We start from the raw sequence: 11,530 nt of genomic DNA on the forward strand, positions 1-11,530 counted from the left end.
TTATATGTACCTGATTTCTAGTCGTCAAATGTTAAAAAAGGCCCTGCGTGAAGGCTATGCGGTTCCTGCTTTCAACGTCCATAATCTGGAAACTATCCAGGTGGTGGCGGAAACCGCCGCACGTTTGGCATCACCGGTGATTTTGGCAGGTACGCCAAGTACTTTCAGTTATGCGGGGACTGACTACCTGGTGTCAATTTGTCAGGATGCCGCTCGTCGCCACAATTTGCCGCTGGCGTTGCATCTCGATCATCATGAGGAACTGGAGGATATCAGCCATAAAGTGACTGCGGGTGTGCGTTCGGTAATGATTGATGGCTCGCATTTACCCTTTGAAGAGAATATTCGTAAGGTAGCTGAGGTGGTACGATTTTGCCATCGTTACGATGTTAGCGTTGAGGCGGAGTTGGGGCGGCTAGGCGGGCAGGAAGATGATTTGCAGGTTTCCAGCGCCGATAGTTTCTTTACCGATCCGCTGGCGGCGAAAGCCTTTGTTGCCCGTACCGGTATTGATTCTCTGGCGGTAGCGATTGGTTCTGCGCATGGTTTGTATCATGGTGAACCGCGTCTGGATTTTGATCGATTAGCAGCAATTTGTGAGCAGGTGGATATTCCGTTGGTGCTGCATGGCGCATCGGGTATTCCTGAAGTGATGATACAGCAGGCGATTGGTCTTGGTGTATGTAAAGTCAATGTGGCGACCGATCTGAAAATTGCTTTTGCTGATGCGGTAAAGCGCTATTTCATCCAGCATCCAGATGCGAATGATCCGCGTAAATATATCGCGCCGGGAAAACAGGCTATGCAGGCAGTAGTAGAAGAAAAGATCCGGATTTGTGGCAGTGCAGGCAAGCTGTATTCGTGACGGTTCTGTTTTTTTATTCTGACTATAAGGAAACTGCTGTGAAAATAAGAACGTTAAATAGAATTACGTTGAGTTTATTAGCGAGTTCCGTGTTGTATAACACGCCAGTCTGGGCAGATAGCTGGTTGTTGGACGGTAATAATTACCATGTAACTGTTAGCGACGAACACGGTAAAGTGACGCAATTAAAATTTGAAAATCCAAAAAACCACGATCAAATCATCATTGATAATCTATTTGAAATCACGTTGAAGTCAGGAGAAAAGCTCACGGCTAAAGATTTTCAGATTACTGATATCAGCAAAAAGCGCAATCGTATTGTTGTCTCCCTGAAACATGACAACATTCAGGTAAAAAATATCATTACGGTGGAGGATAAAGATAAGTACGGCTCGTTTGAAATCACTATTACACCGCAGGAAAACGCGTTGGAGCTTAGCTCTGTCTCGTTGATGCCATTTCGCACTAAAGTCCCTTTTGTTCATGGGTCTATCGTCAGTTCACCGATTGTCAGCGATAGCTTCTTTATTGTTCCCGGTAATCCATTGATTACCACTGAGGCTTATAAAGGGAGCGCTTCGCAAAAAATTGTGCTCTCTATCCCGCTAGAGCCGGGGAAAACGTTAAGTTATAAGACATATGTTGGTGTTTATCAGCAAGGGCAATTGCGGCGTAACGTCAATGAGTTTTTGAACAATGCTCGTCCGCGTCAATATAGTCCTTACCTACATTACAACTCTTGGTACGATATTGGTTTCTTCACGCCTTATACTGAACAAGAGTCGTTGACTCGTATCAAACAATTTGGGCAGGAGTTGGTGACTAAGCGCGGTGTGAAGTTGGGTGGTTATCTGTTTGATGATGGTTGGGATAACCTCAAAGGAGATTGGGGTTTTAGTCAGGCATTTCCCCATGAGTTCAAAAATCTTAAGAAGGAAGCCGATCAATATCATGCTCGTTTAGGTATTTGGCTTTCTCCTTGGGGCGGTTATGGTAAACCGGGTGAGCAGCGTGTTTCTCATGCGGAGGAGTTTGGTTATGAAGTAATAGATGGCAGATTTGCGCTTTCAGGCCCTAATTACTATGCCAATTTCCATAACCGGGTGCTCAACCTGATTCAACAACAAAATGTATCCATGTTTAAGCTGGATGGCACCGGTAATGCTGATCGTGTGATTAAAGGAAGTTCATTCACCAGTGATTTTGATGCCGCTATCCATCTTATTGAAGATATGCGCAATACAGGCAATGAGCTGTTTATCAACTTGACCACCGGCACCAAAGCCACGCCTTCCTGGCTATTTTTCGCCGATTCTATTTGGCGTGGCGGCTATGATGTGGAGTTTCACGGTCCAGGTTCCAAAGTGCAGCAGTGGCTTACCTATCGTGATGCGGAAACTTATCGTAATGTCGTAACAAAGGGGCCGCTGTTCCCACTGAATTCATTGATGCTGCATGGCATTGTTTATGCTAAACAGGCTAAGCATCTGGATAAACAGTCACCTAAAGATTTTGCCGATCAGGTTTGGAGCTATTTTGGCAGCGGCACTCAGTTACAAGAGATGTATGTTACGCCTGAACTGTTGACTACTGAGGATTGGGATACGCTGGCAAATGCGGCGAAATGGTCAGAGAAAAATAAAGATGTGCTGTTTGATACCCATTGGATTGGTAAAGATCCCACCGACCTAGCGGTGTACGGTTGGGGAGCCTGGAGTCCGAAAAAGTCGATTATTACTTTGCGTAATCCTGCTGATGAAGTGAAGCAATATTATCTGGATTTGCAAAGCGATCTTGAATTGCCTGATGATCAACCTTCGGTATATGACGTTAATATCGATTATGGTGAGAATAACTCGCTGCCGAAGTTTATCAATAAAACGGTGTTGATTACGCTTCAACCGTTGGAGACATTGACCTTTTCTTTGACCCCATCGAAATAATCACTGTGTTATTAAATTGCCCCGAATAATTGATTTTATTCGGGGCAGTGATTATTTTGGGAAATTATTGTGATGGTGTTTTATTAGAAAAAATCAGCATATTATCAATGAATTAACATTTCAGACATATTAGATTTTGGTTCTGCTAATAACTTTTTCTGCCGCTATGTGTGATAGAAAACCTGAACGACTCCCGTATTCTGGATGATTTGCGACGAATTGATCGATTCGGCGGATTAGCAATGATGGAAGAGTTACGTTGATTTTCTCTGACTTTCCCATTAATCGTGTAATATCCACATCAATTAATGCCCATATTGCTCCTATATATTCAGGGTCGGCAAGGTAGTTTTCTACGCTTGTCGCTTCTGGTACTGATTCATTATCATCAATCAGCAATTCGATATGCGCTTCAATTGCTTCGCGGACGCTTTCTACTGCGTCTGTAAAATTATCCCCTCCAGAAAAGCAACCCGGGATATCAGGGACACGGACGCCGAAGGATGAGTGGCCTTTATCAATCGCAACTGGATATAACATTTACACCTCCGAGAAGTGGACTCAAAGTCCCGCCTGTTTCTTGATACTTTTCAATGTTGGTAAAGGTATATCCTTTTATTGTTATTGGCTAATGGTCTTGTCAGAATTGTCTGTAACTAAGTGGTGGAAGCAAGTCACAGCAATTGTTTTTTTAAAATCTATTTAAAGGACAAAACTAATGAAAGCGTTGATTGTAATTGACATGCTGAACGATTTTGTCACAGGAGTACTCGCCAATGAGGCGGATGCGATGAAGATCATACCGGTAATCAAGCGGCTGATTGATCATGCTAGGAACCATCGTGATTGGCTGGTGGTTTATGCTAATGACGCTCATCGAGCTGATGATCGGGAAATGAGTATTTGGGGCAGACATGCAATGGCTGGAACGCCAGGTGCTAATGTCATTGAAACATTGGCTCCTATTGGGATGGAGCGTGAAATTGTTTTGCCCAAGCGATTTTATGGGGCTTTCGATGGAACCGATCTGGAAGAGGTTTTGCAAGCATATGGTGTGACGGAAGTGGTGTTAACCGGCCAGCATACCCATTGTTGCGTCAGACATACGGCCTATGGCGCGTTTATACGCGGTTATCGAATCAAAGTTTTGTCAGATGCTGTGTGTGTTTTCCCCGGTGTTGATCAAGAGGACGCTCTTAATTATCTTAAAACCATTTATGGCGCTGAGATTACAACGAGTAATGTTTTAACCGGGTAATATGGAATAACCTATTAATATAGTTAATGGATCAAATTGCTGAGAATATATCAGCTAAAACTGATCTGGCAGATGCCAGTGAATATTGGCGCCTGCCAGCTAAATATTAACTAAACAGCGGGTAAATTACGTCCATAATAGATTTCTTGTATCTCTTTTTTCAAGAGATGGGTAATTTCCTGCTTTTCCGTTTCACTCAGTTGCTCTGGTGTGGCATTAAATAGGTAATCATTCAGGTCAAATCTTTTTAGCATCATTTTTGTATGAAATAGATTTTCCTGATAAATATTAACATCCATCATGTAATACTGCGATTGCACTTCCTCGGTCATATAATTCTGAATCGAGCTGATTTCGTGATCGATATAGTGTTTCATGCCATTCACATCTCTGGTGAAACCACGGACGCGGTAATCCATCGTGACAATATCTGATTCTAATTTGTGGATCAGATAGTTCAGCGCTTTGAGAGGTGAAATAACACCGCAGGTTGATACTTCAATATCAGCTCTGAAAGTGCATATGCCGCCGCCCGGATGGCTCTCTGGATAAGTGTGCACGCAGATATGGCTCTTATCCAAATGAGCAACGACGGAATCGGGCAACGGACCGGGATTTTCAGTATTGTCGACATCCTTTGGGTCCATCGGCTCTTCGCTGACGAGAATGGTGACGCTTGCCCCTTGCGGCTCATAGTCCTGGCGGGCGATATTCAAAATATTTGCACCAATGATCGAACAGGTTTCGCTGAGAATTTCCGTTAAACGGTTAGCGTTATATTGTTCGTCAATATAAGCGATATAACTATCCCGATCAGCTTTGCTTTTTGCGTAACAGATATCGTAAATACAAAAACTCAGGCTTTTTGTCAGGTTATTAAAGCCGTGCAATTTCAGCTTGTGCAATTTATTTCACCTCCTGGCTAACGGGTGATTATGGGTTCTCGGATAGTGCATCCAGCAGATATTGTGGTAGAGCAAAGCTACCGGTATGAACGGCTGGATTGTAGTAACGGCAGGTAAAACCCGCGTTGTCAAAGCGCTGTTGCAATGTTGCCAGATCCACAAGGCGTAGTGCCGGGTTCTGACTCGCCCAGGCAAAGGTCATCATTCCACCATAATAGGTTGGAATAGCTGCCTGATAGAAACTGCTATCAGCAAAATAGTTGCTCAATTTTTTATGGCTGATTACTGCTTCGTCCTGTTGCAGGAAACAAACACCATTTTGAGCAACAAAGATGCCGTCTTCATTATTCAGGCAGCGTTGGCAACCTTGATAGAATTCAGATGTGAATAATCCTTCACCAGGCCCAATCGGGTCCGTGCAGTCAGAGATAATGACATCGAATTTCTGATCGGTGGTATTAATGAAATTAACGCCATCGTCAATGATCAAATTGAAACGTGGATCATCATAAGCATCGGCATTATGGTTAGGCAGATACTGACGGCAGAATTCAACGACACCAGCATCGATTTCAACCATAGTGATGCTTTCAAGGTATTGATGACGGCAGACTTCACGTAACATACCGCCATCGCCACCGCCGATAATCAGTACTCGTTTGGCGTTCCCGTGGGCGAACAAAGGAACATGAGCCATCATTTCGTGGTAGATAAATTCATCACGTTCAGTGGTTTGTACCGTGCCATCCAACGCCATAATGCGGCCTAACGCCGCGTTTTCAAAGATAATCAAATCCTGATGCTCAGTTTTATCGTGATAAAGCACTTTATCGACGGAAAAATACTGACCAAAGTTGGCGTGCAGTGTTTCGTACCAAATTTCTTTTTGTGACATATCCCGGCTTTTCCTCCACTGTGACAGTCATGAAAATTGGGTACACATAATAGCCAACAATTCTCATAGTTGCACGGTGAAATTTACCCCTTTCGAGGGATGAGGAAAAGGACTATTTAACGTAGGCGAATAAACTCAGTGAATCTCTGGCGAGAGCATGGCACTTTATCGCATTGGATAGGTAAATTCCTTTTAAATCCTGGTAGCTTTCTTCATTGAGTTTGTCCATCAATTGGCTGTTGTAATTCGTCAAATCCCACTTATTGCGTTGAGCGAAATAAATAATGGCTCGTTTAATTTCTCGGTCAGGAATTTGGCTGTAACCACAGTCATATTTCAGATAGATAAACACCGCCGTCAGATCCGCTAGATCTTCAGCTTCATTTTCTGTCAGCGCTTTTGCGGGGTGGGAAAAACCGAACAGAACGAGTATGTAAGTCAAGAGAGCTAATTTTCGCATTTGTATTATTATAATCAATCCATGTCATATTACGTTAACATATTAATATCTTTGTTAGGTAAAATTTATTTTTTTAAATTATTGTAAAGATCGACCTAAATCACATTCCCTCTGCTTGACCTTCCTGTAAGGGTAACCTTTACGTTTCTTTTTATGAAATGTTTTTTTATTGTTTATTTTTTGCCGATTTAATCAGGAAATTGATATGCAACGACGTGATTTTATCAGATTAAGCGCGGTTATTGGGGCATCCAGTATGTTGCCTGTCTGGAGCCGTTTCTCCTTTGCTGAATCTTATCCAGCACTGCCCATTCCTCCACAATTAGAGCCAGATGCGGCAGGTAAAATTACTATTGAGATCAAGGCGGGAAAATCCAGTTTTAAAGCAGGAACGGTGACGAAAACTTGGGGTTACAACGGTGATTTATTGGGGCCGACGCTGAAATTGACGTCAGGTAAACCTGTGACTATTGATATTCGTAATCATCTGTCGGAAGAGACGACTGTTCATTGGCATGGTCTGGAGATTACTGGGGAAGCCGATGGCGGTCCGCATGCGATGATTGCGCCAGGTGGGAATCGGACGGTCAGTTTTACGCCTGAACAACCAGAAGCGACTTGTTGGTTCCATCCACATACGCATGGCAAGACGGGTTATCAAGTTGCGATGGGGCTTGGTGGATTAGTATTGATTGAAGATGAGAACAGTATTAATACGGGGTTGCCAAATCAGTGGGGTGTGGATGATATTCCGGTGGTTTTGCAGGATAAACGCCTGAATAAAGAGGGGCAGATTGATTATCAACTGGATGTGATGAGTGCCGCTGTCGGTTGGTTTGGCGATATAATGCTGACCAATGGCGTTGTTTTACCCCAACATACTGCGCCGCGCGGCTGGTTACGTCTGCGTTTGCTGAATGGTTGTAATGCCCGCAGTTTGAATATTGCGGTCAGTGATGGTCGTGAATTATATGTTGTTGCCAGTGATGGCGGCTTGTTAGCGGAGCCGGTTGCGGTTAATGAGTTACCGATTCTGCCGGGAGAGCGTTTTGAGGTATTGGTGAATACGTTTGACGGAAAAACTTTCGATCTGGTGACGTTACCTGTGGTTCAGATAGGAATGACATTACCGCCATTTGATCAACCGTTACCCGTTTTACGTATTCAACCTCAGCTTTTTTCTAGTCGCACAGTATTGTCGGAACAGCTTGCCACGCTTCCCGCATTGCCTTCTTTGACGGGCCTGAACAGGCGTAATTTACATCTTGCGATGGACAGCCGTCTGGATATGCAAGGGATGATGATGTTGTCTCAGCGCTACGGTGAGCGAGCTATGGCGGGTATGGGGATGGATCATGGGAATATGAACCACGGAGATATGCATCATGGTGGTGAATTAAATTTCTATCGTGCGAACACCATTAATGGGCAGGCTTTCTCCATAACAGAACCCGCTTTTGATGTGAAACAGGGGCAATATGAGCGTTGGGTGATTTCAGGGGTTGGCGATATGATGTTGCATCCGTTCCATATCCACGGCACCCGCTTTCGTATTTTGAGTGAGAATGGCCGCAAACCTGCCGCTCACCGCAGTGGTTGGAAAGACATTGTTCATGTGGAGGGCAAGGAGAGCGAAGTGCTGGTTCAGTTCAAGCATACTGCGGGAGTGAAACATCCATTTATGGCGCACTGTCATCTACTGGAACATGAAGATACCGGTATGATGCTAGGTTTTACGGTTAGTAAATAATTTTGCTGGCCGCAATGGAACGCAACAAAGCGTTGTACAGGGATTACGGTAGGTATTAAAATAGGTATAGATTTTGTATGTTATTTATCCTAATTTGAATGAAGGTATTGAGATGCTTAATGCAAGGTTTGATTCAGAAAAGGCTATAGAGGCCATTCTGTACGTTGCCTCTACAGCACCAATTTCTGACATTTATCATGTGGGTAAAATTCTGTATTTTGCTGACCGACTGCATTTAGAGCGTTATGGCCGGTTAATTACGGGTGATAACTATCTTGCAATGAAAGATGGCCCTGTTGCAGAGAATGCCTATGATATTATAAAAGTAGCCAGAGGAGACGGGCGCTTTATTCCAAATAAGTGTGATGTTGATGTCATTCGGTCATCGTTATCAGTAGAGGGACGTCATGGAAATCACCAAATACGTGCTTTGCGTGATTTCGATGAAGATGTATTTAGTGATTCAGATATTGATTGCATAAATGAAGCAATTGAAAAATATGGGAATCTTTCTTTTAAAGAAATACGTGATATCAGCCACGATAGTGTTTGGATGGCGGCTAACCAGAATGGCGAGATTCCATTGGAAGTGATAGCTGCCAGTTGTAAAGATGGTGACAAGTTAGTTGCTTATCTGACTTCTGCTGAGTAGCTGATGATTAATCTTGGTGACAGATTTCCCGCATCTTTTAGGGCAGAATTTTCAGCTAAACAGGGTTTGGCTATAGGAGATGTTCTTTATCTCCACTGCCCTTTTACGACGCCACCAAAATTAAAATATTTGTTGGTTTGCTGCTGTGAGCCGCTGCTTGTTCTGATAATTAATTCTAAAATTAGCGAATTTATCCAATTACGACAGGAACTTCTTCAATGCCAAGTTGATTTGCCTCAGAAATATCATAAGTTTTTGCAATGGGATTCGTTTATTAATTGTATAGATGCTCATGCGGCATTTGATATTAACGATATTAAGGAAAGGATCAGCACTGATTATCATAATATTGTTAAGGGTAAAGTTGCTGATTATTGTATGCGTGAAGTTTATAAAGCGGTTAAGCGTTCCCCAACAATGAAACGTGGTCAGAAGCGCAACATATTGGCGTCGTTAGAACAATTTGTCGGTTAGCGGTGAGCTATTATTACTGAATAATAGTTTTAGTGTATGAGCCATAGATTGGTTTCTCTTCTAAATATTATATACCCAATGGATTTCAAGATGCATCGCGACGGCAAGGGAGCGAATCCCCGGGAGTATAGGTAACTATGTGACCGGGGTGAGTGAGTGCAGCCAACAAAGAGGCAACTTGAAAGATGACGGGTATAAACATCCTTATCTTATGCCATACTTACCTTGAGATATCCTAAGGAAAAGGAACTGTTCAATAATATTGCTAGAATAATGACATATTAATTGGCATCTCAACTGGTTATAATCCTTTATTGATTTTCATATACTTATACCTGTAATCATTGAAGATGCTTGATTTTATCCGAAATGGAGATCATTATCCTCACTATGAAAATATTCATTACCGATGAACAAAAAGCCGAACTTGAACATCTCCATCACACCTGCCGAGATAAGAGAGAGTGTGATCGCATCAAAGCGGTCCTGCTGGCCTCTGAGGGCTGGAGTTCAGTCATGATCGCTCAGGCCCTGCGTCTTCATGAAACGACCGTTAATCGTCATATCAGTGATTACCTTAATCACCGCAAACTGAAACCCGAAAATGGCGGCTCTCAGAGCTATCTCAGCGAAACACAGACTCAGGAACTTATCGCTTATCTGACCGCCAATCTTCTCCCACCACACAGGCGGTTATCCGTCTTGTCGAAGAGAGATGGGATATCCGTTACACCGTTCCCGGCATGAATAAATGGCTGTACCACAATGGCTTCAGCTATAAAAAACCGACCAGCGTACCACACAAATTCAATGCGGAACAGCAACGGGCCTTTATGGAAGCCTGCGGGAAACTGAAGCAGGAAGCCGGAGACCATGAGCCTATCCTGTTCATTGATGGCATCCATCCCACGCAGGGGACGAAACTGGCTTATGGCTGGATGCGCAAAGGCCAGAAAACCGCAGTGAAAACCACGGGAAGTCGTACCCGTCTGAACCTGATGGGTGCCCTGAATCTGGCCGATATCAGCAAAACAGGGGTGCGCGAATATGACCGTATCGACAGTTATCACATCGCCGAGTTCTTCATTGCCCTGCGACGAGTTCCTGATAGCGATAAAAAGTATCGCGGGATACGCCTATCATCTTGCAAGTTTTCGACACATTGTTAAGTTCTTCAGCCAGGTTCAACAAACTGGTTTTATGTTTAATGATAGGGTTGTTAGTATGAAGCACGAGAGTTACCTCTTGTATTTTATATAAGGGTTCGGCACCCCTATCAAAACCGGTAACTCTCAATTTTTCAAGTTCTATGTCATATCTAGTCGCGACTAATACGATTAATAACAATTTAATATTAATAATGCTTTTTTCACTTGTATTAATTGATAAATTATACGTACAAAAATAGACAATTACACAAGGTTATGCACATTTTTTTGTTAAATCAATTAGTTTATTCGCGGATTCTATTGTTTCTTTCCTATGGGCAACCATTACTTTTGTAATGCTTAACATTTTAAGGTTAGATGAAATTATTTTTTCGTTTTCAGTATCGAGATGACTCGTGGCTTCATCTAAAAATAAGATCTTAGGGTCTTTGTATAATGCTCTTGCTAAGCATAACCTCTGTTTTTGTCCACCAGATAAGATAGTTCCCATATCTCCAATCAATGTTTCATATTCCATTGGCATTTTTTTTATATCATGGTGTATAGCTGCTATTTTTGCACAATTAATAGCTTTATCTGTGTCTGGATGTTCATTAAAAAAAGTTATATTTTCCATAATAGAACCAGAAAATAGTGAATCATCTTGTGCTACATACCCGATATTATCTCTGATGATTTTTGGATGTGTTTTATTAACTATAACTCCTCCAATCCTAACTTCTCCTCCTGTAGGTAAAATGTTTCCTATCATTAAATTTAATAGTGTGGATTTTCCACAACCTGATGGACCTATTATTGCCACTGAATCTCCAGGCTGAATGTCAAAATATAAATTCTCTATTAAATAATTATTATTTCCCTCATATTTAAAGGAAAGATTTTTAATTTCAATTTTATTTGATTTTATTGTTTCTGTTTTTAGTAGTATATTGGATTTTAATTCTGTTTCAGATAGTACAATATCTGATAATCTTTCAATATGGATCCCAAGCATTTTAAAAGAAATAAATAGATCAATGAGAGATATAGTTCTAGACTCAAATTGAGTTTTGTAAGCAAGAAATGATATTAATAAATAAGATTTCATAATAGTGCTACACTCATTTTTTGTCTTCCTGGTTTTTGCTGTGATGAAAACGATGCCAAAAAGGCATCAACA

At 42.1% G+C, this 11,530-nt stretch carries 10 protein-coding genes and 3 pseudogenes; 7 read left to right on the forward strand and 6 right to left on the reverse strand.

Annotation, left to right across the window (positions count from 1 at the left end):
* Positions 1 to 4: 4 nt before the first annotated feature.
* Both Phpb_RS09710 and Phpb_RS09715 read left to right on the forward strand, forming a co-directional pair.
* The gene (locus tag Phpb_RS09710) at positions 5 to 865 is read left to right on the forward strand and encodes a tagatose bisphosphate family class II aldolase (RefSeq protein WP_065390159.1); all 861 of its coding nucleotides are present in this window, start codon (positions 5 to 7) and stop codon (positions 863 to 865) included.
* A gap of 38 nt (positions 866 to 903) precedes the next feature.
* Entirely contained in the window at positions 904 to 2,808 is a 1,905-nt protein-coding gene (locus Phpb_RS09715) for an alpha-galactosidase (protein ID WP_065390170.1), read from the forward strand.
* Positions 2,809 to 2,937: 129 nt separating this feature from the next.
* Here the strand turns inward: Phpb_RS09715 and Phpb_RS09720 are convergent, their stop codons facing one another.
* Entirely contained in the window at positions 2,938 to 3,348 is a 411-nt protein-coding gene (locus Phpb_RS09720; RefSeq protein ID WP_036808247.1) for a type II toxin-antitoxin system HicB family antitoxin, read from the reverse strand.
* Positions 3,349 to 3,526: 178 nt separating this feature from the next.
* Between Phpb_RS09720 and Phpb_RS09725 the strand changes: the two genes are divergently transcribed.
* Positions 3,527 to 4,066, forward strand: coding sequence for a cysteine hydrolase family protein (locus tag Phpb_RS09725; RefSeq protein WP_075489442.1), 540 nt, complete (start codon positions 3,527 to 3,529; stop codon positions 4,064 to 4,066).
* A gap of 110 nt (positions 4,067 to 4,176) precedes the next feature.
* On the opposite strand, the gene speD is transcribed toward Phpb_RS09725, so the two are convergent.
* From speD to Phpb_RS09740, 3 genes are all read right to left on the reverse strand, one after another.
* Positions 4,177 to 4,971 carry an adenosylmethionine decarboxylase gene (speD, locus tag Phpb_RS09730; protein ID WP_065390160.1) on the reverse strand — a complete coding sequence of 265 codons (795 nt, stop codon included), beginning with the start codon at positions 4,969 to 4,971 and terminating at the stop codon, positions 4,177 to 4,179.
* Positions 4,972 to 4,999: 28 nt separating this feature from the next.
* Positions 5,000 to 5,866 (reverse strand): polyamine aminopropyltransferase, encoded by an 867-nt coding sequence (gene speE, locus Phpb_RS09735; protein ID WP_065390161.1) that lies wholly within the window; start codon positions 5,864 to 5,866, stop codon positions 5,000 to 5,002.
* A gap of 112 nt (positions 5,867 to 5,978) precedes the next feature.
* Entirely contained in the window at positions 5,979 to 6,326 is a 348-nt protein-coding gene (locus Phpb_RS09740) for a YacC family pilotin-like protein (protein WP_036782614.1), read from the reverse strand.
* Positions 6,327 to 6,531: 205 nt separating this feature from the next.
* On the opposite strand from Phpb_RS09740, the gene cueO reads away from it, so the two are divergent.
* The 4 genes and pseudogenes from cueO to Phpb_RS09760 form a co-directional block, all read left to right on the forward strand.
* Positions 6,532 to 8,076 (forward strand): multicopper oxidase CueO, encoded by a 1,545-nt coding sequence (gene cueO, locus Phpb_RS09745; RefSeq protein WP_065390162.1) that lies wholly within the window; start codon positions 6,532 to 6,534, stop codon positions 8,074 to 8,076.
* A 112-nt stretch (positions 8,077 to 8,188) separates the two neighbouring features.
* Positions 8,189 to 8,728 (forward strand): Panacea domain-containing protein, encoded by a 540-nt coding sequence (locus Phpb_RS09750; protein ID WP_065390172.1) that lies wholly within the window; start codon positions 8,189 to 8,191, stop codon positions 8,726 to 8,728.
* Positions 8,729 to 8,731: 3 nt separating this feature from the next.
* Complete coding sequence (locus Phpb_RS09755) at positions 8,732 to 9,202, forward strand: hypothetical protein (RefSeq protein ID WP_065390163.1); 471 nt, start codon at positions 8,732 to 8,734, stop codon at positions 9,200 to 9,202.
* Positions 9,203 to 9,592: 390 nt separating this feature from the next.
* A pseudogene (locus tag Phpb_RS09760) lies at positions 9,593 to 10,323 on the forward strand (IS630 family transposase); the annotation flags it as partial.
* On the opposite strand, the pseudogene Phpb_RS24855 reads toward Phpb_RS09760, so the two are convergent.
* Positions 10,298 to 10,435 (reverse strand): annotated as a pseudogene (locus Phpb_RS24855) (helix-turn-helix domain-containing protein); the annotation flags it as partial. The pseudogenes Phpb_RS09760 and Phpb_RS24855 sit on opposite strands and share 26 nt — an antisense overlap.
* A 189-nt stretch (positions 10,436 to 10,624) precedes the next feature.
* Positions 10,625 to 11,446: pseudogene (locus tag Phpb_RS09765) on the reverse strand (ATP-binding cassette domain-containing protein); the annotation flags it as partial.
* Between the last annotated feature and the right edge of the window lie 84 nt (positions 11,447 to 11,530).

Origin of the sequence: Photorhabdus namnaonensis, from assembly GCF_001684335.1 — a bacterium.
GTDB classification, from domain to species: domain Bacteria; phylum Pseudomonadota; class Gammaproteobacteria; order Enterobacterales; family Enterobacteriaceae; genus Photorhabdus; species Photorhabdus namnaonensis.

What these genes read in the sequence shown, in the direction of transcription:
- cueO (WP_065390162.1), top strand. Translation starts at nt 6,532, where the DNA reads ATGCAACGACGTGATTTTATCAGATTAAGCGCGGTTATTGGGGCATCC.
- Phpb_RS09755 (WP_065390163.1), top strand. Translation starts at nt 8,732, where the DNA reads ATGATTAATCTTGGTGACAGATTTCCCGCATCTTTTAGGGCAGAATTT.
- speE (WP_065390161.1), bottom strand. Translation starts at nt 5,866, where the DNA reads ATGTCACAAAAAGAAATTTGGTACGAAACACTGCACGCCAACTTTGGT.
- Phpb_RS09710 (WP_065390159.1), top strand. Translation starts at nt 5, where the DNA reads ATGTACCTGATTTCTAGTCGTCAAATGTTAAAAAAGGCCCTGCGTGAA.
- Phpb_RS09740 (WP_036782614.1), bottom strand. Translation starts at nt 6,326, where the DNA reads ATGCGAAAATTAGCTCTCTTGACTTACATACTCGTTCTGTTCGGTTTT.
- Phpb_RS09720 (WP_036808247.1), bottom strand. Translation starts at nt 3,348, where the DNA reads ATGTTATATCCAGTTGCGATTGATAAAGGCCACTCATCCTTCGGCGTC.
- Phpb_RS09725 (WP_075489442.1), top strand. Translation starts at nt 3,527, where the DNA reads ATGAAAGCGTTGATTGTAATTGACATGCTGAACGATTTTGTCACAGGA.
- Phpb_RS09750 (WP_065390172.1), top strand. Translation starts at nt 8,189, where the DNA reads ATGCTTAATGCAAGGTTTGATTCAGAAAAGGCTATAGAGGCCATTCTG.